Origin of the sequence: Bartonella vinsonii subsp. arupensis OK-94-513 (assembly GCF_000278235.1) — a bacterium.
Classification (GTDB): Bacteria; Pseudomonadota; Alphaproteobacteria; order Rhizobiales; family Rhizobiaceae; genus Bartonella; species Bartonella arupensis.
The window spans coordinates 813,585-835,539 of record NZ_JH725037.1; the positions used below are offsets into that span (position 1 = coordinate 813,585).

Annotated in this window: 19 protein-coding genes and 1 pseudogene; 8 read left to right on the forward strand and 12 right to left on the reverse strand. The window is 39.1% G+C overall.

Translation table 11 applies throughout. The features are described 5' to 3' along the window. Positions 1-98: 98 nt before the first annotated feature. Both pth and ME1_RS03525 read right to left on the reverse strand, forming a co-directional pair. The gene (gene pth / locus ME1_RS03520) at positions 99-683 is read right to left on the reverse strand and encodes an aminoacyl-tRNA hydrolase (protein WP_004863294.1); all 585 of its coding nucleotides are present in this window, start codon (positions 681-683) and stop codon (positions 99-101) included. 78 nt (positions 684-761) lie between these two features. Next, entirely contained in the window at positions 762-1,388 is a 627-nt protein-coding gene (locus tag ME1_RS03525; RefSeq protein ID WP_004863297.1) for a 50S ribosomal protein L25/general stress protein Ctc, read from the reverse strand. A gap of 285 nt (positions 1,389-1,673) precedes the next feature. On the opposite strand from ME1_RS03525, the gene ME1_RS03530 reads away from it, so the two are divergent. Beyond that, positions 1,674-3,173, forward strand: coding sequence for a helicase HerA domain-containing protein (locus tag ME1_RS03530; RefSeq protein ID WP_004863300.1), 1,500 nt, complete (start codon positions 1,674-1,676; stop codon positions 3,171-3,173). On the opposite strand, the gene ME1_RS03535 is transcribed toward ME1_RS03530, so the two are convergent. From ME1_RS03535 to lgt, 4 genes are all read right to left on the reverse strand, one after another. Beyond that, positions 3,170-4,102 carry a ribose-phosphate pyrophosphokinase gene (locus ME1_RS03535; RefSeq protein WP_004863302.1) on the reverse strand — a complete coding sequence of 311 codons (933 nt, stop codon included), beginning with the start codon at positions 4,100-4,102 and terminating at the stop codon, positions 3,170-3,172. The genes ME1_RS03530 and ME1_RS03535 overlap by 4 nt on opposite strands. 422 nt (positions 4,103-4,524) lie before the next feature. Continuing rightward, the gene (pgeF, locus tag ME1_RS03540; RefSeq protein WP_004863305.1) at positions 4,525-5,295 is read right to left on the reverse strand and encodes a peptidoglycan editing factor PgeF; all 771 of its coding nucleotides are present in this window, start codon (positions 5,293-5,295) and stop codon (positions 4,525-4,527) included. 83 nt (positions 5,296-5,378) lie between these two features. Then, the gene (locus tag ME1_RS03545) at positions 5,379-6,458 is read right to left on the reverse strand and encodes a class I SAM-dependent methyltransferase (RefSeq protein WP_004863308.1); all 1,080 of its coding nucleotides are present in this window, start codon (positions 6,456-6,458) and stop codon (positions 5,379-5,381) included. Beyond that, positions 6,433-7,311, reverse strand: coding sequence for a prolipoprotein diacylglyceryl transferase (gene lgt, locus ME1_RS03550; protein WP_035011634.1), 879 nt, complete (start codon positions 7,309-7,311; stop codon positions 6,433-6,435). The genes ME1_RS03545 and lgt overlap by 26 nt, the downstream gene beginning before the upstream one ends. Positions 7,312-7,590: 279 nt before the next feature. Between lgt and ME1_RS03555 the strand changes: the two genes are divergently transcribed. Further along, complete coding sequence (locus tag ME1_RS03555) at positions 7,591-7,848, forward strand: accessory factor UbiK family protein (RefSeq protein WP_004863312.1); 258 nt, start codon at positions 7,591-7,593, stop codon at positions 7,846-7,848. Positions 7,849-8,214: 366 nt separating this feature from the next. Further along, on the forward strand, positions 8,215-8,715 hold the full coding sequence (locus ME1_RS03560; protein ID WP_004863314.1) for a type III secretion system chaperone family protein: 501 nt from the start codon (positions 8,215-8,217) through the stop codon (positions 8,713-8,715). Between the two features lie 52 nt (positions 8,716-8,767). Here ME1_RS03560 and ME1_RS03565 read toward each other — a convergent pair whose 3' ends face one another. Then, positions 8,768-10,108: an ATP-binding protein gene (locus ME1_RS03565; protein WP_004863316.1), complete on the reverse strand. Its 1,341-nt coding sequence runs from the start codon at positions 10,106-10,108 to the stop codon at positions 8,768-8,770. A 7-nt stretch (positions 10,109-10,115) separates the two neighbouring features. Further along, a complete protein-coding gene (locus ME1_RS03570; RefSeq protein ID WP_004863319.1) occupies positions 10,116-10,820 on the reverse strand; it encodes a response regulator in 705 nt (234 codons plus the stop codon). A 142-nt stretch (positions 10,821-10,962) separates the two neighbouring features. Between ME1_RS03570 and ME1_RS03575 the strand changes: the two genes are divergently transcribed. Then, a complete protein-coding gene (locus tag ME1_RS03575) occupies positions 10,963-11,607 on the forward strand; it encodes an MBL fold metallo-hydrolase (protein WP_004863323.1) in 645 nt (214 codons plus the stop codon). A 71-nt stretch (positions 11,608-11,678) separates the two neighbouring features. On the opposite strand, the gene ME1_RS03580 is transcribed toward ME1_RS03575, so the two are convergent. The 3 genes and pseudogenes from ME1_RS03580 to ME1_RS03590 all read right to left on the reverse strand — a co-directional run. After that, complete coding sequence (locus ME1_RS03580) at positions 11,679-12,407, reverse strand: BA14K family protein (RefSeq protein ID WP_004863326.1); 729 nt, start codon at positions 12,405-12,407, stop codon at positions 11,679-11,681. A 674-nt stretch (positions 12,408-13,081) separates the two neighbouring features. Beyond that, positions 13,082-15,250 carry an excinuclease ABC subunit UvrB gene (uvrB, locus tag ME1_RS03585; RefSeq protein ID WP_004863329.1) on the reverse strand — a complete coding sequence of 723 codons (2,169 nt, stop codon included), beginning with the start codon at positions 15,248-15,250 and terminating at the stop codon, positions 13,082-13,084. 237 nt (positions 15,251-15,487) lie between these two features. Next, positions 15,488-15,790, reverse strand: a pseudogene (locus ME1_RS03590) (SH3 domain-containing protein); the annotation flags it as partial. A 324-nt stretch (positions 15,791-16,114) separates the two neighbouring features. On the opposite strand from ME1_RS03590, the gene greA reads away from it, so the two are divergent. Continuing rightward, positions 16,115-16,588 (forward strand): transcription elongation factor GreA, encoded by a 474-nt coding sequence (greA, locus tag ME1_RS03595; protein WP_035009226.1) that lies wholly within the window; start codon positions 16,115-16,117, stop codon positions 16,586-16,588. A 6-nt stretch (positions 16,589-16,594) separates the two neighbouring features. Continuing rightward, a complete protein-coding gene (locus tag ME1_RS03600) occupies positions 16,595-17,653 on the forward strand; it encodes a glycosyltransferase family 4 protein (protein ID WP_004863339.1) in 1,059 nt (352 codons plus the stop codon). Positions 17,654-18,195: 542 nt separating this feature from the next. On the opposite strand, the gene ME1_RS03605 is transcribed toward ME1_RS03600, so the two are convergent. Further along, complete coding sequence (locus tag ME1_RS03605) at positions 18,196-19,590, reverse strand: TrkH family potassium uptake protein (RefSeq protein WP_004863343.1); 1,395 nt, start codon at positions 19,588-19,590, stop codon at positions 18,196-18,198. 308 nt (positions 19,591-19,898) lie between these two features. Here ME1_RS03605 and trxB point away from each other — a divergent pair, with 308 nt between their 5' ends. Beyond that, complete coding sequence (trxB, locus tag ME1_RS03610) at positions 19,899-20,858, forward strand: thioredoxin-disulfide reductase (RefSeq protein ID WP_004863345.1); 960 nt, start codon at positions 19,899-19,901, stop codon at positions 20,856-20,858. A gap of 11 nt (positions 20,859-20,869) precedes the next feature. Further along, a complete protein-coding gene (locus ME1_RS03615; protein ID WP_004863348.1) occupies positions 20,870-21,775 on the forward strand; it encodes a LysR family transcriptional regulator in 906 nt (301 codons plus the stop codon). The last annotated feature ends 180 nt before the right edge of the window (positions 21,776-21,955 follow it).

Here is a 21,955-nt window from a genome sequence, read left to right on the forward strand (position 1 = left end):
TGGTTTTTGTTTTTTTTCAAGGCTCTTTTTATCAAAATAAAGAGAGCACAGTGTACAACAATTGCACAATGTGATTTATTTTTCTCCTAGAGAATGGGCTATGAGAGCGAATCTTTGTTTTTGATCACTTGTGCAACTTCATTCATAAAAAGGCATTGATTACCTTTTATGAGAAGAGTAATGTTTTTTGCAATTGCCTCTAAAAGAGGGGGAAGCCATTCTTGGTCGGATTTTGTAAAGTTTCCTAAAACATGCTGATGAACAAGTTCTTTTGAACTGGGGCGTCCAACTCCTAAGCGTATACGGCAATAATCAGTACCGCAATGGGCATCAATGGATTTTATACCGTTATGTCCATTATTTCCTCCACCAATTTTTACACGTATTTTCCCCGGTGGTAAGTCTAACTCGTCATAAATGACGATCAAATTCTTCAAATCTAATTTATAAAACCGCAAGGCTTCACCAATGGCTTGGCCAGAGAGATTCATGAAAGTTTGAGGTTTTATAAGAAGGGTTTTTTCATTATTTATAAAACCATTGGAGATTTCGGCTTGAAATTTTTTTGACCATGGAGAAAAAGAGAAGGTCTGATAAATGGCATCAATAGCCATGAAACCGATATTATGGCGGTTATTTTGATATTGTGAACCAGGATTGCCAAGACCAGCAATAAGCCACATGTGCACCTTCAATAAAGTGTGAGGGATTAATAAATGTCTTATAAGGTAAGGCGGGAAAATTCCCGCCTGCTGAAATTATTAACTTTTTTCGTTGTTTTCTTCATTTTCTTGTTCAGGAGCCTCATCACCGATATCCAGACCAGCAGGCGCTGCAATAGTTGCAATGGTAAAGTCTCGATCTTGGATGACTGGAGTAACCCCTTCTGGCAGCTGCACCGCTGAAATATGGATAGAATCACCAATAGAATAGCTGGCGAGATCAATCTCAATCGCTTCAGGAATAGCATTTGCTGGAGCGGTACATTCAATTTCGTGGCGGACAATATTGAGAACGCCTCCCTTTTTAAGTCCGGGAGCTGTGTCTTCATTGAGGAAGTGCACAGGAATATTCACTTCCACAACAGATTTCGCTGAAATACGTAGAAAATCTACATGGAGGGGAAAATCACGCACGGGATCGAGTTGGTAATCTTTTGGTAATACCGTAATTTTTTGTTTGCCAATGACAAGAGTTGCAATGGTAGTACGAAAGCCACCAGCATGAATTTTGTAGAAAATTTCTTTATAGGGAACTGTGATTGCCAAAGGGGGCTGCTTTTCACCATAAATGATAGCAGGAATAAGACCGTTGCGACGAAGTTCACGGGAGGACCCCTTACCAACCCGCTCGCGTATTTCGGCCTTAAGAGTATAGCTTTTGCTCATAATTTAAGTCCTTTTATATGATTGGAGATCCATCAAAAACCAACAGCAGTTTTTGTATGAATATGAAGATATACGCTGTTAAGTAGCGATTGCTCCATCCTGCGCTGCCTCCAAGGGTGTCTACGCAGAAGGTTTTTCTATAATTCAAACTCTTCACAGATGCAAGAGTTGTGGGAAAAATCTATGATTTCTATCGTTGAATAAAAGGAAATGTTACAAGCATGGTTGTGATGGAGAATAAATAAATCCTAGCCGATATATTCAAAATCAAATACTGGAGATGTTATGAAGGTTGAGATTGCCTTGGGTGAGACGGCAGAATGTAATGCTTTGCGTAAAGCTGCGCCAGCATTTGTTGATCTGGAAGAATTATTAGCGACTCGTCTTCTTGTTCAAGGCAATTCCGGTTCAGGAAAATCACATCTTCTTCGTCGTCTTCTTGAACAAAGTGCTTCATGGGTGCAACATTGTGTGATTGATCCAGAGGGTGATTTTGTAACTTTAGCAGATAAATTTGGTCATGTTATTGTTGAAGCACAACGCAGCGAACTCGAATTGACACGTATAGCCCATCGCATTCGCCAACATCGGGTTTCGGTGGTGTTCAATCTTGAAGGTTTGGAGACTGAACAACAGATGCGCGCTGTGGGTGCTTTTCTTGGTGCATTGTTTGATGTGGAACGTGATTATTGGTATCCCATGCTTGTTGTTGTCGATGAAGCACAATTGTTTGCTCCAACTGCGGCAGGAGAGGTTTCTGATGAAGCGCGTAAGATTTCACTTAGTGCTATGACCAATCTTATGTGTCGGGGGCGCAAACGTGGTCTTGCTGGTGTCATTGCGACTCAGCGTTTAGCTAAACTTGCCAAAAACGTAGCTGCTGAAGCATCAAATTTTTTAATAGGGCGGACTTTTTTAGATATTGATATGGTGCGTGCGGCTGATCTTTTGGGAATGGAGCGACGCCAAGCGGAAATGTTTAGAGATCTTGAGCGAGGGCATTTTATAGCTTTAGGTCCCGCTTTATCACGACGTCCTTTACCAATTATCATTGGTGCTGTCGAAACATTGGCACGGTCTTCTAGCCCCAAATTAATGCCTCTTCCAACAGAGCGGGCTGATGCAAAGGAACTCGTTTTTACTGCTTCGCCGGAAGAGGTTTTAATTCCTTTTAAGCAATCACGAGAGCCGGTGAGAGAAAAATCAATTCATGAGATGCTAGAAGAGGCTGTTCATAAAAAACAAGAAGTGTTAGAAGAAGAACCAAGCTTATTTCCTGAACTTTCTGTTGTTGATCGTGATATTCAAGCAGAACGTGTTATTCGAGAGATTCTTGATGATCCTGAAGCTTTTTATCGTTCAACAGCAGTGCTTTATCAAGATTTCTTGGTTCGTTGTCGTATTCATGGTCTCTCAGGGAATCTTTTAAATCTTTCGCAATTTCGGCGCAAATTGGCTATTGCTCAGGCTTTCGTTGACGAAGAAACCGCGGTAAGTGAAAATTGGAAACGCATTTTGCATCTATCAGAAAGCTTGGAAGATGATGTCCAAGGCGTTTTCTTGAATGTAGCACAGGCTGCTTTAGGTGGAAAACCATGCCCATCAGACGCATTTTTGGCACGCCTTTATGGGACACATTCTTTAAGTCGTGCCCGCCGACTTTTAACTTATTTTGAAGAACGCGGATTTATTGTTATCCATACACATTTTAACGGTCAGCGCATTATAGCTTTCCCTGAACTTGGTGTAGAAACGGCGCCAGGAGATCCCAAGGAACCAGCTTAACCAAATAAGCTTGAGACAGATTGTTCTGCTGCTGTTCTTGCAATTGCTTCTCCAATGAGGTCAGCAATTGGTAAAACACGAATATTATGCGCATTTTCAATTGCTTTTGTTGGCATAATTGAATCTGTAATAACCAATTCTTTCATTTCTGAGTTGGTAATGCGTTCGATAGCACTTCCAGAAAGAACACCATGTGTAATGTAAGCCGTAACACTATTGGCACCGTGTTTAAGGAGAGCGCTTGCTGCATTACAGAGGGTTCCACCTGAGTCAACAATATCATCGAGCAAAAGACAATCTTTTCCGCATACATCTCCAATGATATTCATAACTTCTGACTCACCAGGACGCTCACGACGTTTATCAACAATGGCGAGCAGACTGTTCAATCGTTTAGCGAGGGAACGCGCACGTACCACACCACCAACATCAGGAGAAACAACAATAACATTTTCAAGAGAGTAATGCATTTTGACATCCCGTGCAATAACCGGAACAGCATAGAGATTATCCGTTGGAATATCAAAGAAACCTTGAATTTGTCCTGCATGGAGATCCAATGTTAAAACGCGATGTGCTCCTGCTTCAGTAATGAGATTGGCCACAAGTTTTGCGGAAATGGGGGTCCGTGGTCCAGGTTTGCGATCTTGGCGGGCGTAACCAAAATAGGGTATAACAGCTGTGATACGACGTGCTGAAGAACGGCGAAGAGCATCAATCATGATGAGCAATTCCATCAGGTGATCGTTTGCTGGATAAGATGTAGATTGCAAAACAAACACGTCTTGTCCGCGTACATTTTCATGCAATTCTACGAAGATTTCTTGATCAGCAAAGCGTTTCACGGTTGCTTTGCCTAAGGGAATATTTAAATAATTTGTAACATCTTCAGCAAGGCGTGGGTTGGAATTGCCGCAGAAAAGTTTCATAGTAGAACCTCTGAATGATCACGGTAGAGACAGTTTTTAACTTCTTGTTACCAAAGCCAAGGAAACAATTACAAAAGCATTACAATTTTATCTCTCATTGTTAAAGAGTTATGCGTTGGGTTTTTGCTTTTTCCAAAATTTTGTTATTTTAAGAGAAAAGTTTTTTGATCATGAGGGAAAGAAATACATCTGTATAAAGCTTTTTGCTTTAAAAAGAATGGTTTCAATATGTGTATTGTCTTAATATGTGATTTTTTTATTTGCTATCACAACTCAATACTGAAAATCATACAAATGTAAGTATTCGGATTCTATAAGTTAAGAGATCATTTTTTATAAAGAGGCACAGTATAAGAGAGCTTCTTGTTTTATTGAGATAAAAAAACATTGTGCAGTTTTTGTTTTTTTGGTCAAAAAGGCGCTCATCCATTTTTCAGTAAAATAGCAGAAATTTGCCGTCCGTAATCAGGTTCGTTGCGGTGTATTGCACGACGATAGGAGAAAAAGCGCTGTTCCTCTTGATAGGTACAAATCTCTACACAAGAAGCATGAACTCCTGCTTCTTTTAATTGCTCCATAATGAATGCCCATAGGTTAAAGCGAAGGTGATCGTCTGTTTTTAAAAAATGTTTTTCGAACTTGCTGTGGCAATCAATAAATTGGTTGTAAAATTCGCTTGTTACTTCGTAGTGACAAGGACCAATACAAGGTCCAAGGACTGCTGTGATTGATTGTCTTTTGGCTCCTTGTTCTTCCATAACAGAAATTGTTTTTTCTATAATGCCATTTAAACTTCCTCGCCAACCAGCATGTGCTGCAGCGATGACACCTGCTTGTGGATCAGCAAAGAGAACTGGACCACAATCTGCTGTCAGAATGCCGATAAGGAGCCCTTGTGTGGTGGTAACAAGAGCATCTGCTTTGGGAGGTGCACCAATAAAAGCTTGATTAACGACGACAACGTCACAAGAATGTATTTGATTGACAGTCACTAAATTTTGAACTTCAACACCAAAATAATCAGCAATCAAAAGACGATTTTGTGCAATATGTTCAGATTGATCATTTGAACCTTTGCCAACATTAAGGCTTTGTGAAACACCACCTTGACGTGTGAAAAAACCATGCTTTATCCCGTGCAAGCGTAAAGCAGAAAGATCTTTTGCAAGGATAGGAACAGGGACGGGATTCATAAAAGTGCCTTAATAAGGATAGCTATTTTCAAAGTAAGAATGGTGTGTGAGATGCATTTGTCAATAAGCATTATTGTGGGTCATTAAAATTGAGGAGGCAAAGGTATATTTTTATCACAGACATATAAGACTTTAAACAATTTGCCCATTTGATCTGGACCAGCTAATCGTTCGATATCTTGGCGGATTTTGTCTTGCTGTGTAGCGCTTTTACCTGCTCCAAGCTGTTTTGCGCGTTCCAGTAACCCCATTTTTAAAAGGAATTCTCCTTGTTCTAGAATTTCAGCAAAACAGCTTTCTTCAAGGGCTATTTTTTTTAAAAAAGAAAAACCAACATGGGATGTTAAATCATGTTCGCCGGGAGCGTCAAAAATATCACGGAATTTATGTTTTGAGACGGCTTGTAGTGTATCACCAAATGCGAGATCAGAAGCGCCATAATCGATAAGCAAAGCAGAACCTTTTACTTGGACTAAGTGGTGACTTATCTGTTGCATTAATTGATGTCGTGTAGGCGCGTGTTCAAAAATTGTTCCATCAGGGATTTCAGAACAATAGGACTGTAAGCAAGAAGAGGGAAGTTTATCTGGAGCAGCAATAAAGATGAAGTCTCCATCTTGATTTACTGAAATACGGCGTTCTTTCCATTTTCCATTGATTTTAATATATTGGTTGATGGGAAGTGTATCGAAGAATTCATTGGCAATTAAGAAGAGAGGTTTTAAGGGGATTTGGTCAAAGTTTTTAATGCTATAGATTTTTTTTTGATATGAAGAAAGACGCTTTTTTTGTTCTTCGGCGAGCTTTTTACTTATTTCAATAAGAAAAATTTCAGCAGCATGAAATGCTTCTGGAGATAATTTTTGAATGGTACGCAAAATATCATCCATGAGCGTTCCACGTCCTGGGCCTATTTCAGCGAGAATGAAAGGTTGAGGGCAACCTTGAGCTTTCCAGCTTGCAAGGGTCCAAATGCCAATCATCTCTCCAAACAATTGGCTTATTTCAGGTGCTGTGATGAAGTCACCGTTACGTCCAAAGGGTTTTTGTGTTTGATAATAGCCAAATTGGGAATCAGTCAGGGCTAAGGTCATATATTGACTGACTGTGATTGGTCCATTGTGTGCAATAATTTCTTTAATTTTTTCTTTGAGGGTAACCATTTTTTGTAGACTTGTGTTTAAAGGCTTTGAGAAGCAGATAAAATCCTATAAAAAGCATAGGAAGAGATAAAGCCATACCATAGGTAAATCCAGTAGAATGAAACAGGGTAGAAAACCATTCTGGATCTTCTTGAGGCGCGCGGTAAACTTCTGAAATACTCCGTGCTATTGCATAGCCTATAATAAATGTCCCTGCTACTGTGCCAGGGAGTTTTAATGCTTTGAAAGCAAAAATAATAAGGGATAAAATGGTAAAAAGAAGAAACCCTTCCATGAATGCTTCGTAAAGTTGACTTGGATGGCGCGGTAGATAGCGGGGATCTAGGGGAAAGCAAACCGCCCAAGGCATTGTGGTAGTGTTGCCCCATAGTTCTTGGTTAATGAAGTTGCATATTCTTACAATACCAATACCAATAGGAGCACCTGCAGCAACTATATCAAACATTGCGCGTATATTGATATTGTTTTTGCTGGCAAACCAGATCATCGCAATGATAATGCCTATTAATCCTCCATGAAAGGACATCCCTCCATCCCATACTGCAACGATGGCGCTTGGATGGCTAAAATAATAAACGGGATCCCATACAAGCACTTGTCCTAAGCGACCACCAACAACGACACTGATGGCAGACCAGACAACAAAGTCCCCTATTTTTTCTTCATTCATAGGAGGATGATTTGCATACCATAGAGATTGTTTTCTTAATAATTTTTGTGCATACCACCAAGCAAAAAGAATGCCTACTACGTAGCCAAGTCCGTACCAATGGAGCGATACGGGGCCTAAATGTATAATGACGGGATCGAGAAAAGATGGAAAAGCAATGGCTGGACAAGAAAGATTGTTCATAGAGTTAAGCATTTCACATTATATAGAGTATAGATGGTAGTTAGGAATAACACAGGAATGACAGATGAATGCGCAATGGTCAAGCTAGGAGAGTAGTAGGTTTCCACTGGATTTTAGAGCTACAGCTTTATGATGGTAAAAGAAGTGTAAAAAAACTTAGAGTAAAATCTGCGTGGTAAAATAAAATCTGTAAGATACAAAGGAACAAAAATCATATCTAAATGTTATAAAAATACGCTATAATGCGTGTGTCAGTCATTTCAATTAAAGGAAAATCTCATGCGTAACGGATCAAATCGTATTCTTGATGAATTAGCAAAATTAGCAACTGATGCAGCTGGCGTTGTACAAGGTATACAACGTGAAGCAGGAACAGCTTTTCGTTCGCAAGCTGAAAAGATAGCTAATAAACTTGATCTTGTTTCACGTGAAGAGTTTGAGACTTTTAAGGAAATGGTACTGAAAGCACATGCCGATAATGCTGATTTGAAAAAACGTCTTGATGCGTTAGAAAAAGTAAAGAAACAAAAAAAATAAGAAACTTAGAAAAAATATCCCCAATTTTTCAATGTGATGCGTTAAACTAAAAAATGCTTAATCCTGAGTCTGTTAGAGCAGATTTACCCTTTATTTTTTGATTTGTTTTTTGTAGAAAACATTTTTTTTCAATCAGGGGGGCTAGTACTCTGAAATTGTATCAATACACTGGAAGAGCTTGATGATTCGTTTTGTTATTATCAGGCTGCCTTAGAGAGCACTCTTGTGTTCTGGGTAGTTGTGTACTGTCGATTGTTTTTAATGTGTATTTGTTTGGTGTAAAAGCTTTGGTTGTAGCAAAATGTTGTTACAATTTAGGCGCTTTATGTTCTGTTGACAATGTTTTAATATAATTGAGGGTTTATGATGAGGCTTGCATTTTGCGCCACAGAAAGGGAAGAGCATCCTGTTGATTTTATTGAACAGATTGCCTGCAAATATGATTGGTCATTTGAGCGGGATGCACAAGATGAGATCAGTGTTTGTGTGGAAGGAAAGCGGACAAATTATCGCCTCGCTTTTTCATGGATGGAAGAGCAGGAGGCACTTCATTTAGCTTGTGCATTTGATCTTTCTATTGAAAGTGCTCGGACAGCAGAAATGCATCGCTTATTGCTGACAATTAATGAAAAATTGCTGCTGGGACATTTTGATTACTGGCAAGGGAATAATTCGGTTATTTATCGGCAGGGGCTTCTTCTGGCTGGTGGGGTGCATCCATCTCATGTACAGGTTGAAACATTGTTGATACATGCGCTTAAAGTCTGTGAAAGCTATTATGTTGCATTTCAGATGGTTGCTTTGTGCGGGGAAAGTGCTTGTAAGGCACTGCAATACACTTTGTTTGAAACTGTAGGAAATGCCTAAATTATCAAGTTTGTTTTACAGTTTTTGGGGATAGACAATTTGTCTAATATTTTTAGAGGGGGATATCAAGAATGGCGCGCAATCCCCCTAGAGGGCTATCGTTTAATTGAATGTTGCCTCCATGGCTACGTGCTATATCTTGTGCAATAGAAAGTCCAAGACCCGTTCCACTTGCATCTTGATTGCGTGCTTTATCGATTCTAAAAAACGGTTTAAAAACTTCTGTACGCATATTTTCATGAATTCCAGGACCATCATCGTCGATAGTCATGATAAAGGATTCTTGTTTGGATATGGCTGTTAGTTGGACAGTGTTAGCATAACAAAATGCATTTGATACAAGATTGTTGACGAGGCGGGTGAAGGCACGAGGGCGTACTTGTATGTGTGTAGGACCTTCAATACTATAGGAAAATTGACGTTTGTGGAGATGGGCATCGGCGGAGAATTTTTGCATAAGAGCATCTAAATCAAAGATTTTAACACTTTCACTTCCTTCGCCACGAGCAAAAGCAAGATAATCTTCTAGCATATTTTGCATGTCGCTCACATCTTGCTCAAGTGGTTTCATATCAAAATCAGTATTTGCTAACGCTAGTTGAAGTTTAAAACGTGTAAGAATAGTTCTTAAATCATGACTTACACCTGAGAGCATCATCGTGCGTTGTTCGATTTGGCGTTCAATACGTTCACGCATGCGTAAAAAAGCAATGCCAGCACGACGGACTTCATCAGCGCCTTGTGGTTGAAATCCTTTTGGTAAAGGACGACCACGTCCAAAACTTTCTGCTGCTTCAGCTAATTGTTGAATTGGTTTAATTTGATTGCGCAAGAAGTAAATAGCTATCAGCAATAAAACGAGAGCTGTGCCTACCATCCAACTTAAAAAAATAGAGGTATTAGAAGCGTAGGCTTGGCTGCGCAATGCAAAGACACGTAAGATATTATGACCAAGGTGAATGCGGATTTCTACAAGATCAGAATCGCCTACTGTATCAATCCAGAAGGGACGGTTAATTTGGTGGGTAATTTCCTCACTGAGAAAATAATCAAGGATGGCAAAAAATGGTTTAGGCCCTGGAGAGGGAAGAGGAGCTGGGGGTAGGATAGATATGTTTAACCCCATGCGCTGTTGTGCAATACGCTTGATCTCTTCATAGTTATCTTGTTGCGGATAGGTTTCAATAATATCAATAATTGCGGAAATATCATGGACAACGGCGGTTGAAAGGCGTTCAGTTACCATTTGCCAGTGACGTTCCATAAAGATGTAGCCAATCACTGTTTGCAGGAGTACCATAGGAGCGATAATAATGATCAAAGAGCGGGCATAAAGCCGTTTAGGCATTTTCTTTGTTAACCATCGGACAAATTTTCTTAAAGATTTGATCATTATATGTCTATTCAATTGTGAGTTTATAACCTATTCCTCGCACAGTTTGGAGCCATATGGGGATTGTTGGATTTTTTTCGATCTTACGGCGAAGACGATTGATTTGTACATCAATAGAACGTTCACTGATATTGCTGTCATCCGCTGCAAATTTATGGCGTGGAATTGTATTACCCGCATTTTCGGCAAAAATGACCATCATGTCTTGTTCTCTCTCTGTCAATTTAATAATTTCTCCTCCTTTTTTAAGTTCGCGCCGTGAAATTGAAAATATGTAAGGTCCAAAAACGATCTGCTCAATTTTGGGTTGATTCAGGGGAAAACCACGACGCAAAATGGCATTGATACGAAGGAGAAGTTCACGAGGATCAAACGGCTTAGCGAGATAATCATCTGCTCCGGCTTCTAGGCCATCGATACGATTGTCTATTTCTGATAAAGCTGTGAGCATGAGAATGGGAACATCTTTTGTTTGACGCAGTGAGGAGGTGAGATCGATGCCATTTTCGCCGGGCATCATGATATCAACTATCAGAAGATCAAAATCTAAGCTTGCGAGCTGTCGTCTTACTTCATCAGCATTGGCTGAGACTGAAACACGAAATCCATTTTTCATGAGAAATTGAGATAAAAGATTGCGAATACGAGTATCATCATCAATCACAAGAAGGTGAGGGGCGTCGTCACATAAAACTTGAATGTGATCGGTCATTCTTCAAAACCTTGACAAAAATTTAGTTTACATAAAGCCCAACTTTACATAACTTGCATAAAGCTGTCGAGAAGGCTATTTTCCTACAAAGGAGAGGAATGCTCCTTGTGAGTTGAGAAATCTTACTTTTGAAAAGGATATCATGGGGAAGCTTAGCACATATATTATTCCGGTTACGCCTTTTCAACAAAATTGCACTTTGCTTTTTGATAATGAAAAAAAAGTGGGTGTTCTCGTTGATCCTGGTGGTGATTGGTTTCGCATTCAAGAAGTGATCGAAAAGAGTGGTGTTATTGTTGAAGCTATTTGGATAACACATGGTCATTTTGATCATGTGGGAGCAGCGATGCAAGCAAAACAAGTGCTTGGTGTTAAAATTATTGGTTCCCATCGTGATGATAAGCCTGTGATGGATGCGGCAAGAGAAAGTGCAAAAAAATATGGCATTACTGACACATGCATTTGTGTTCCTGATCAATGGTTAGAAGATAGCGAGTGCGTTCATTTTGCTGAACATATCTTCAAGGTTTTTCATACACCCGGACATTCTCCTGGTCATATTATTTATTTCAATGAAAAAGAACGTTTTGCCCTCTTGGGTGATGTCCTCTTTCGTGGTTCTATTGGACGCACTGATTTTCCATTCTGCTCTCATGAAAAGTTAATGAAATCTCTTCGAGAAAAAGTTTTGCCTTTAGGTGATGATGTTTGTTTTATTTGCGGCCATGGTCCAGGAAGCCGTATAGGCTATGAGCGTCAAAATAATCCTTTTCTTCAAGGAATTTAAGAGAGAAATGCATAAAAACCCGCCTTAGAGCGGGTTTTCTTTAGAATGTTAATTTAATTTACCAAGTTAATTCAATCTATCGGAGCATAGCAGGGATGATCTAAGCCATCATGACCTCGAAAAGTTCCTGTTTTAGGGTTGAATGAACGGTATTTTTTTGTGCAATATTCAAGCCATTTAGCTTTCGAAGCTTGGTCGAGTGGCAGATTTTGCACTGATGGCTGTACGTTATAAATCACCTGCTTTTGTGGACTATTTTGATAAATTATCTTATTTTGTGGTGGGGTTTGATAGATAATTTTAGGCTGTTCTGATTTTGTGAGCATTTTACCTAAAACTGCAGCTGCCGCAAGCCCTAAAACACCTACAACTAAAGCTTCACCTGAGTTTCCGGAATTCACATGAACATTACGCTGCGTTGTCGTATGACGTTCCACATAATGATGTGTCTTGCGTTCAACATGATAATGACTTTGTTCTGTCCTTCTATGGCCAACATGGTTAACATTATGGTGATGATGATGTTTCACAGAAGAATGAAAAGGGTGAGACTTTTGAAGAGTTGCATGAGAGCTAGAATGATTAGAACGGATGCTAGAGTTGTGAGAAGGGGTGCCTGCCCACATGTTCCTCATCGTATCATCTATTCTTCTATTGACACTCTGCATTCGTCTATCTATTTCTCTTGAAATATGGTCACCATTAGTCCATGACATATCTGCAAGTGTTGTTTCTAGTGGCATCAAAACACTTGCTGTTGATATTGCGGATAATACTGTTAGCCTAATCACTTTTTGCATAGCGATATTCCTTATATAAATTCGTATTTTTTCACATCCTACACGTATCAAACTGAATAGAGCCTGAACAATTTTAGGCTTTACTGTGGCAAACGAATAAAAAGCCATTTAGTTGAGTATATATTACAAAATCATAAAATAATATCGTGACAAAAATTTGTTTTTTAAAAATATATTCTGCTCAGATTAAGTTATAAGCTTTTATAGATAGCAACTGATTTTTTATTATGAAGGAAAAATTCTCTGCATAAATACTTTCTTCATATCATTTAGGAAAATATAGACTGGAAAAAAGAGGTGTGAACAAAGAGCATTGGTTTTATCATCATAGACTTATAGAATGGTAATAAAATCTTAATTTTACCTCTTTGCATTATAGCGCACTGTCCTGTTTGATTGCTTTTGGGTTGATAAGCTATCATAGTGCAGTTGTATACGGATAATATATATAAGAAATATTCTCTTTAACTTATTTTTTAGCTTAATTGAAGCATGATTGATGTTTAGGGCACCATTTATAGAAAATGCTGTTTCCTGATCATTTTCTCAGTGATTTCAGATAAGATTTATTTTGGACAGTTTGAGATCTTTTGGTCATGGATTGGGTAAAATTTTCTTTGTTTTATTGTCATCTTATTTAGAAAAATATTTTTGGGCAAAAAGATTTTATTTTATCATGTAGTTTCATGGATGGATTGTTCGCTGTGATGGGTTAAGGGATCATCCGCAATTGCCAATTCGATTTTCTGTAGTTGTTTGATTTCATCACGAAGGCGTGCTGCTTCTTCAAAGTTAAGGTTAGCTGCTGCTTCACGCATTGATTTTTCGAGTTGTTGAATCTGAAGTGCTAAATTGTTGCCAACCTTATTATTTTGCATCATAAAATCAGAAATATTTGTAGGAGTACGGTCATTTTCGCATCCTAAATTAAGAATATCGCTGATATTTTTTTTGATACTGGTTGGTGTAATATGGTGTTCTTCATTATAGGCGATTTGTTTTTGTCGACGTCTTTGTGTTTCATGTAAAGCTCGTTCTATGGAACCCGTCATTGTATCTGCATAGAGGATAACACGCCCATCTACATTACGTGCAGCACGTCCGATTGTTTGTATGAGTGAAGTTTCAGAGCGCAAAAAACCCTCTTTATCGGCATCTAGAATGGCGACAAAACCACATTCTGGAATATCTAAACCTTCTCGAAGCAGGTTGATGCCAATGAGGACATCAAAGGTGCCAAGCCGAAGATCACGTAGAATTTCAATGCGTTCTAATGTATCAATATCAGAATGCATATAGCGTACGCGGATACCTTGTTCGTGGAGATATTCTGTCAAATCTTCGGCCATACGCTTGGTCAGAACAGTTACCAATGTACGGTAGCCTTTATGAGTTGTTTTGCGAATTTCGTTCACAACATCATCAACCTGATTGCCTGCTGGACGAACTTCTGTTGAGGGATCAATAAGGCCTGTTGGACGAATAATTTGTTCAGCAAAAATGCCTTGAGATTGTTCCATTTCCCAGCGTCCAGGTGTTGCGGAGACAGCAATAGTTTGTGGGCGCATGGCATCCCATTCTTCAAAGCGCAAAGGACGATTATCCATACAGGAAGGGAGGCGAAATCCGTATTCTGCTAGGGTTGCTTTTCTTCGAAAGTCTCCTCGATACATGCCTCCAATTTGGGGAATCGTTACATGGCTTTCATCAATAAAAACAAGAGCATTGTTTGGAATATATTCAAACAAGGTTGGTGGTGGTTCTCCGGGTTTTCTTCCTGTTAAGTAGCGTGAATAATTTTCAATTCCGGGGCAAGATCCGGTTGTTTCCAACATTTCTAAATCGAAAATTGTACGCTGTTCTAAACGTTGTGCCTCTAAAAGACGTCCAGCAGCATTCAACTCATCAAGACGTTGAACGAGTTCCATTTTGATTGATTTCATCGCTTGATTGAGCGTTGGTCGTGGTGTTACATAGTGCGAATTGGCATAAATTTTAATAGATTGAAGATTATCTGTTTTTTGACCTGTGAGAGGATCAAATTCGGTAATTGTTTCCACTTCATCACCAAATAGAGAGAGACGCCAGGCACGATCTTCAAGGTGAGCAGGGAAGATTTCGATTGTATCCCCTCGGACACGAAAGGAACCGCGAATGAAATTGATATCTTGTCGACGATAATGTTGAGAAACTAAATCAGTCAGTAATTTTCGTTGATTGAGTTTGTCACCTTTTTCTATTTTGAAAGTCATAGCAGTATAGGTTTCTACTGAACCAATCCCGTAAATACAGGATACAGATGCAACAATAATGACATCATCACGTTCAAGGACAGCGCGTGTTGCAGCATGGCGCATACGGTCGATTTGTTCATTAATTGAGGATTCTTTTTCAATATAGGTGTCAGAGCGTGCAACGTAGGCTTCTGGCTGATAATAGTCATAATAGGAAACAAAATATTCTACGGCATTGTGGGGAAAAAAGTTTTTAAATTCTCCGTAAAGTTGTGCTGCTAGAGTTTTATTGGGGGCTAAGATCAAAGCTGGACGCTGCGTTTTTTCAATGATTTTAGCCATTGTGTAAGTTTTTCCTGATCCAGTAACTCCCAAAAGCACTTGCGTACGTTCATTTTTTTCAATTCCTTCAACCAGAGTTTTGATTGCTTTAGGCTGATCTCCTGCTGGTTTAAAGGATGTCTCGAGTTGAAAGGAAATGCCACCTTCAGATTTTTCAGGACGAACAGGACGGTGGGGTGTCCATAAGGCTCCATTTTTAAAAAGAGGATTGCCCGAGGCAATCAGTGCGGAAAGAGCTTCAACTGTTGCTGTAACACCATTTTTCATTCATTCTTCCTTGGATATAGAAATATATGTTTTTTTTAAGAAAATATCCCATTCACCAGTTTGATTAAAAGAACGATAAAGCGTTATTTAGCAGTTCTATTTCGGCTTATTGAGTATTTCATAGGATATTTATTAGTTCTCTGAAGCGTTTCTTTTGACGTTTTTAGTGTGATGACAGCTTCTTTCGTTTATACCATAAAGATCTTCACCACGCTGATTACGGACATTGAGGCCATACATATTACAATTTGTTTCTAGAGGCATTGCGTATGTATGATAAAGATCATTTCCCTCTTTAAAGGAGAGGTAACGAGATGATACCCAACCTGTTTGAGCGTTATATCTGATATGACACCAGTTTCCTTCACAGGTTCGGACAAAGACCACTTTTCCTGCGGGAATAAGACCACGAAGTGCATGTTGTATGCTTGGTCCTGCTCTAAAATTAAGATTGCTTACAACAAAAGCATCTGCTGCTCTGGATACCGTTGTGTTGAGAGAGAGAAAGCTAAACACAAAAAAAAATATTAAGTTTTTCATTTTTCCACAGAGGGTCCCTTCAGAGATTTCTCTTCACTTCCTATGAGATCTCCTTCACTATATTATGATAAAGTAAAAAAAATACAATTGTTTCTTCTTTAAGCTTTTGATTATAGGAGCTTAGTTGAATATTTTAGTTTACCAATATTGGAATTATTTAAACAAAATTTGGTGAGTGCTTTGTCTTCCTTGTTATTTTTATATGGAAAATAAGGATGCGGTACTATATAATTATAAATTGTGGTTTTCGGATTCCAAAAGTGATTTTGGGAGCCGTTTTTTATGTTTTTATTGAGCCTTCCGTGTAACAGAAAGGGACGGATTATGAAAAAAGTTCCGATGACTACAGCTGGTTTTGAAAGTCTTAAAGAGGAGTTGCGTTGGCGTCAGCAACAGGAACGTCCACGAATTATTGAAGCAATTTCTGAGGCGCGTGCGCATGGGGATCTTTCAGAAAATGCTGAATATCATGCCGCTAAAGAAGCGCAAAGTCATAATGAGGGGCGTATCAATGAGCTTGAAGATTATATTGCACGGGCGGAAGTTATTAATGTCTCGCGTCTTTCAGGCGACAAAATTAAATTTGGTGCCACTATCAAGCTTTTGGACGAGGATACTGAAGAAAAAAAGGTTTATCAGATTGTTGGTGATCAAGAAGCTGACGTAAAAACCGGTAAAATCTCTATTTCCTCACCTATTGCACGTGCACTTATTGGGAAGCAAGAGGGGGATGTGATTGAAGTGAATGCACCTGGTGGAGCGCATAATTATGAAATTATTGAAGTTCAGTATATCTAAACTGTTATGCGTGTATCTTTAAAAGAGACTGAGATCATTGCTCCTCATTTTAAAAAGCGTTTATCGGGCGTAACGTCTACAGTTATTCAGCTTATTCCATTACAGCGTAAGCAAGGTGTGTGTATATCCACTTTTGGTTTTGGATTACCTAAAAATTTGCCCGCTCTTGCTTTTAAAGATCTTTTCGGACTTTGGAAAAGTCCGAAGGGCAGGCCCTTTCGTATTTGGCATGCACGACGCAATATTGAAATGCTTTGTGGAGTCTTTTTACGTGATGTTTTGCGGATGAAGCTAAAGCTCATCTTTACATCAGCTTCTCGACGTCATCATAAGCCTTTTACTAAATGGTTGTTGCGTCGTATGGATAAGGTGATTGCTACCAGTGCATGCACGGGGACTTACCTAGAGGTGCCTCACCAAGTTATTATGCATGGGGTGGATGTTAGGCGTTTTTCTCCACCACAAACTGTTGAAGATCATTTTGCTTCGTCGGGGTTTCCCGGAAAATATGCTGTCGGGTGTTTTGGGCGTGTGCGTTATTTAAAGGGCATCGATTTGTTTGTCGATGCAATGATAACATTATTGCCACGCTATCCTGAGTGGACAGCACTTATTGCTGGTCGTACGACGGAACAACATTATCAGTTTGAAAAAAAATTACGTCAGAAGATTACTGAAGCCGGTTTGAATGACCGTATTATTTTTCTTGGTGAGGTGCTGAATACACCTGTGTGGTATCGTCGCTTGTCGCTTTATGTGGCGCCTTCTCGTATGGAAGGTTTTGGTTTAACTCCATTGGAGGCAATGGCGTCGCAAACAGCTGTAGTGACCAGTGATGTGGGAATCTTTAAAGAATTGGTGGTAGAGGGAACAGGAACGGTTGTTAAAGTAGGAGATGGAGATGCTTTAACAGAAGCGATTGAACCTTATTTTGCTGATTTAGAAAAAACCTTAAAAGCAGGACAAAAAGCATTAACGCATGTTCGCACCCATTTCCCTTTGGAAAAGGAGGCGGCAGCAATCGGAAGTGTTTACGCGGAAATGTTTGCGGAGAAAACATTTTAAATATATAAAGAAATCTTCCTGAGAAGCTCAGAGTATGCGTAGCTCTAAAAATTTCTATAAAAAATCTTATCAAGATAACAGTTTAATAACAAATCTTGTGTCACAAGATTGAGATGTGTTTTTGAAGTAATGCAATGATAAACTCTCAAAGTTTTTCACAAAAGAGCTGCCATTTTATGCTTTTAGAGTGATGGGGATTACAGGTAAAAAGGTGGTTATTTCTTACTTTTTAATGTTTTTTAAAAAGAGAGAGTGGTGTTCTTTACTATGGGGCTGGACTCTTGAAGCTGTTTTGTATTGCTCCTAGAGAGCAATGGTCGTGCATTTTTCAATAATAAAAATTTTATGAAGTGTGCCATAGTAGAAGAAGTCTTTGTAAAATAATCGATTGTTATTCTAAATAAGAAGCCATTGTTAAAATAATTTAGCTGAAGTGCGTGAAGTTTTTAAAGACTATTCAATAAACTGAATTGAAGCCGAAGTTTATAATCTACATTATTTATCGTGTAATTTCTGATCATTACAGAAACAAATGCTATTCATTAAAATTGTTCACGCCAAAAAGCGGGGATAAAAAGTACGAATATGGTTATAATTTCAAGACGTCCAGCGAGCATAAGAAAACTTAAAATCCATAGTGCGTTATCATTAATTGTAGAGAAATTACCAGCAGGACCAATGATATCTCCAAAACCTGGACCAATATTTGAAAGGGCGGTTAAAACTCCGGTAAATGCAGACGTAAAATCAAGACCAGTTGTGAGCAAAAGCGCAGTGCCGATAACAAGACAGAACATGTAAAGGCATACAAAAAACAAAACTGCTTTGGCAACGTCGTTCGATATATTTGAATGATCATAGTGCGTTTTTACGATAACATTAGGCGAAAGAAGTTTTGCTATATTGGTTTGTGTGATACGCCAAAGGATAATGAGGCGATTGATTTTCATACCACCAGAGGTAGAGCCTGCACATCCCCCTGTAAAAGAAATAATGAAAAAAATTCCAAGTGCCAAAGGTCCCCAAAGTTGGTAATCTTCTGCGCTATAGCCAGTGGTGCTTATAATAGATGAAAGGTGAAAAATAACATCGAGGAAAATCCAGTGAAAGGTGCGATGGTCATGAAGACGCAACCATGCTGCTAAGACAAAGCTGAAGAAAAAAACGATATTGAGAAAAACAATTACTTGGGGATCAATGAAGCGTTTGGAGTGACCTGGAAGCACTAATTTAACATAGAGCACAAAGGGTAAGGCAGAGAGTAACATAAAGATTGTTGAAACAATCAAGATAGCTGGTTTATCAGAAAAATGGCCAAAAGAAGCGTCATGGGTTGAGAAACCAGCTGTCGCTACTGTGCTCATTGCATGGTTGATGGCATCAAATAAGCTCATGCCTGAAGCAAAATAGGAAAGCATGCAAGCCAATGTTAGCCCAACATAAGCTATGATAATTCCGTTAGCAATTTGGTTGATGCGCGGCAATATTTTTTCAGATTTATCTGATGATTCCATATGAAATAGTCGCACTCCACCAACACGCAGTGAAGGCAAAAGCAACAATGCTAAACCGATAAAGCCAATACCTCCAATCCAACATATAAGTGAACGCCATAACAAAATACTTCGTGATAAATTGTCAAGACCAGTGAGTACTGTGGAGCCTGTGGTTGTAATTCCAGAGACGGATTCAAAGATTGCTCCTGCTAGCGAAATTGGTAGAGGAGAAAGATAAAGGGGAAGGGCGCCTACGACACTCCCTGTTAGCCAAAGACAAACGGTAAGCATAAAGCCAAGCCGTGCCGAAAAACGACAGGTAGCACCACTCGTTGCTAAAAGAATCAGCGTTGCTAGCATGGTAGTTATGGCACAAGAGTAGAGAAAGATTACCCAATTATGATTGTTGTCGTGCAAATCCACAAAAATTGGCAGAAGCATTGCTCCTCCCATGATTAATGCAAAACGTGCACAGACATTGATAATAAACTGAAAAATGACCGTTACCTATCTTTGTATGACTTTTTGTTAAGATTTTATGTTCATAAGAATTTACGTTTTTTTCTTTATAGGATAAAGATTAATTTCTATATTATACGTGCCTTGATGAATTGACGATGATCTTTTTACTAAACTTCAAAAGGGTTACATATACACAATAATTTAAATTGTTGAAAAATGTTTTTTTAAAAAAGCTCCATTTCGTTGTAATTTATAATAATTAAATAAGAAAAAATGAAGGGGATTCTATGGTACCGTCGCATATTCGTTTGCTTATCATTGGCTCAGGTCCAGCTGGTTATACAGCGGCGATTTATGCAGCAAGAGCAATGCTCAAGCCCGTTTTGGTTACTGGTTTGCAGCAAGGTGGACAGTTGACGATTACAACGGATGTTGAAAATTATCCAGGTTTTGCTGATTCAATTCAAGGACCATGGTTGATGGAACAAATGGCAAAACAAGCTGAAAATATGGGTACAAAAATTGTCTATGATAGTATTATAAAGGCTGATTTATTAAAGTACCCTTTTATCTTATATGGAGATTCAGGAACGCAATATTGTTGTGATGCCCTCATTATTGCAACAGGGGCGCAGGCACGTTGGCTTGGTTTGGAAAGTGAACAGACTTTTATGGGCGGTGGTGTTTCTGCTTGCGCTACGTGTGATGGATTTTTTTATCGTGATAAGGATGTCATTGTGGTGGGAGGGGGAAATACAGCTATTGAAGAAGCGCTTTATTTATCACATTTGGCAAAGAGTGTAAGTGTGGTTCATCGGAGAGGTTATTTTCGGGCAGAGAAAATTTTGCAAGATAGATTGCTTGCTCGTGATAATGTACGTGTTCTTTGGGATCATGTGGTAGAAGAAATTGTTGGTTTGCCAGCGCAAGATTCAAGAGGGGCTGTTGTGACAGGTGCGCGGCTTAAGAATGTTAAGACTGGTCAAGAAATTAAGGTAAATGCCGAGGGAATATTTATTGCCATTGGTCATGATCCTGCTGTTTCTTTGTTTGAAGGACAATTGAAACAAAAACAAGGGGGCTATTTATGGACTGTACCAGATTCAACAGCAACAAGCATTGCTGGTGTTTTTGCTGCAGGGGATGTTGCAGATGAGGTATTCCGTCAAGCTGTAACCGCGGCGGGAAGAGGATGTATGGCGGCGTTGGAAGCGGAACGTTTTTTAGATTTGCAAGCGCAAAAATAGGAGGCTAAATTGTGACATCACCGTTGGATTGGGATAAGCTAAGGGTTTTTCATGCTGCGGCAGAGGCAGGTTCTTTTACCCATGCAGCCCAAAAGCTTTATTTATCTCAATCAGCGATTTCACGGCAGGTTTCCGCTTTAGAGCAGGAGGTGGGTGTATCCTTGTTTCAGCGTCATGCTCGTGGGTTAATCTTAACTGAGCAAGGAGAAATTCTTTATCGTACAACCCATGAAGTTTTGATGAAGCTTGAGAGTGCACGCTCGCAATTAAGTGAAAGTTGTGAAAAGCCAACAGGGAGTTTACGTGTTACATCGACCTTTGGAGTAGGGGCAGGATGGCTTGTGGAGCGTATGCCAGAATTTCTGAGTCTTTATCCAGATATACAAGTTCAACTCTTGTTTGATGATAAAGAACTTGATTTGACAATGGGGCACGCAGACTGTGCTGTTCGTTTACATCAGCCTCAACAGCCTGATCTTATACAAAGAAAGCTCTTTACAATTCATATGCATGTTTATGCTTCGGAAAATTATATTACAAATTATGGCAAGCCAGAAACACTGTCTGAGCTGGATGCGCATCGTATTATTTCATTCGGTGAACCTGTTCCATCTTATTTATCTGGTTTAAATTGGTTGGAAAAGGCTGGTAGAAATGATGGGTCTTTGCGTCTTTCAGTATTACGAATCAACAATATCATCTCAATCAAGAATGCAATTATGTGTGATCTTGGTATTGCTGTGCTTCCTGATTATATTGTAAATAATGATGAACGACTCGTACGTCTTTTCCCTGATATAGTTGATATTCCTTCTTTTGATACTTTTTTTTGTTATCCTTACGCTTTAAAAAATTTGGCTAAGTTGAAAGCTTTTCGAGATTATATTTTTTTAAAAGCGCGTCAGTGGTCTTTTTAATGGTGTAACATTTTAAGCTATGTGTTTATTGCATAGCAGATACGCTGAAGTCTTTATTGTGCTTTTTCTTATAAAATGACATAGAGTATTATCTCTTGATTATGTTGCCTCCCATTGCATTTTCTTGAGTGTTCCCTTACGAAAGTCTGTCAGATTGATTTTATCTCTGGGGATTTTCCA

What these genes read in the sequence shown, in the direction of transcription:
- ME1_RS03600 (WP_004863339.1), top strand. Translation starts at nt 16,595, where the DNA reads ATGCGTGTATCTTTAAAAGAGACTGAGATCATTGCTCCTCATTTTAAA.
- lgt (WP_035011634.1), bottom strand. Translation starts at nt 7,311, where the DNA reads ATGAACAATCTTTCTTGTCCAGCCATTGCTTTTCCATCTTTTCTCGAT.
- ME1_RS03570 (WP_004863319.1), bottom strand. Translation starts at nt 10,820, where the DNA reads ATGACCGATCACATTCAAGTTTTATGTGACGACGCCCCTCACCTTCTT.
- ME1_RS03560 (WP_004863314.1), top strand. Translation starts at nt 8,215, where the DNA reads ATGAGGCTTGCATTTTGCGCCACAGAAAGGGAAGAGCATCCTGTTGAT.
- trxB (WP_004863345.1), top strand. Translation starts at nt 19,899, where the DNA reads ATGGTACCGTCGCATATTCGTTTGCTTATCATTGGCTCAGGTCCAGCT.
- ME1_RS03575 (WP_004863323.1), top strand. Translation starts at nt 10,963, where the DNA reads ATGGGGAAGCTTAGCACATATATTATTCCGGTTACGCCTTTTCAACAA.
- greA (WP_035009226.1), top strand. Translation starts at nt 16,115, where the DNA reads ATGAAAAAAGTTCCGATGACTACAGCTGGTTTTGAAAGTCTTAAAGAG.
- uvrB (WP_004863329.1), bottom strand. Translation starts at nt 15,250, where the DNA reads ATGAAAAATGGTGTTACAGCAACAGTTGAAGCTCTTTCCGCACTGATT.
- ME1_RS03535 (WP_004863302.1), bottom strand. Translation starts at nt 4,102, where the DNA reads ATGAAACTTTTCTGCGGCAATTCCAACCCACGCCTTGCTGAAGATGTT.
- ME1_RS03565 (WP_004863316.1), bottom strand. Translation starts at nt 10,108, where the DNA reads ATGATCAAATCTTTAAGAAAATTTGTCCGATGGTTAACAAAGAAAATG.
- ME1_RS03545 (WP_004863308.1), bottom strand. Translation starts at nt 6,458, where the DNA reads ATGGTTACCCTCAAAGAAAAAATTAAAGAAATTATTGCACACAATGGA.
- ME1_RS03580 (WP_004863326.1), bottom strand. Translation starts at nt 12,407, where the DNA reads ATGCAAAAAGTGATTAGGCTAACAGTATTATCCGCAATATCAACAGCA.
- ME1_RS03525 (WP_004863297.1), bottom strand. Translation starts at nt 1,388, where the DNA reads ATGAGCAAAAGCTATACTCTTAAGGCCGAAATACGCGAGCGGGTTGGT.
- ME1_RS03530 (WP_004863300.1), top strand. Translation starts at nt 1,674, where the DNA reads ATGAAGGTTGAGATTGCCTTGGGTGAGACGGCAGAATGTAATGCTTTG.
- pgeF (WP_004863305.1), bottom strand. Translation starts at nt 5,295, where the DNA reads ATGAATCCCGTCCCTGTTCCTATCCTTGCAAAAGATCTTTCTGCTTTA.
- ME1_RS03555 (WP_004863312.1), top strand. Translation starts at nt 7,591, where the DNA reads ATGCGTAACGGATCAAATCGTATTCTTGATGAATTAGCAAAATTAGCA.
- pth (WP_004863294.1), bottom strand. Translation starts at nt 683, where the DNA reads ATGTGGCTTATTGCTGGTCTTGGCAATCCTGGTTCACAATATCAAAAT.
- ME1_RS03605 (WP_004863343.1), bottom strand. Translation starts at nt 19,590, where the DNA reads ATGCTTCTGCCAATTTTTGTGGATTTGCACGACAACAATCATAATTGG.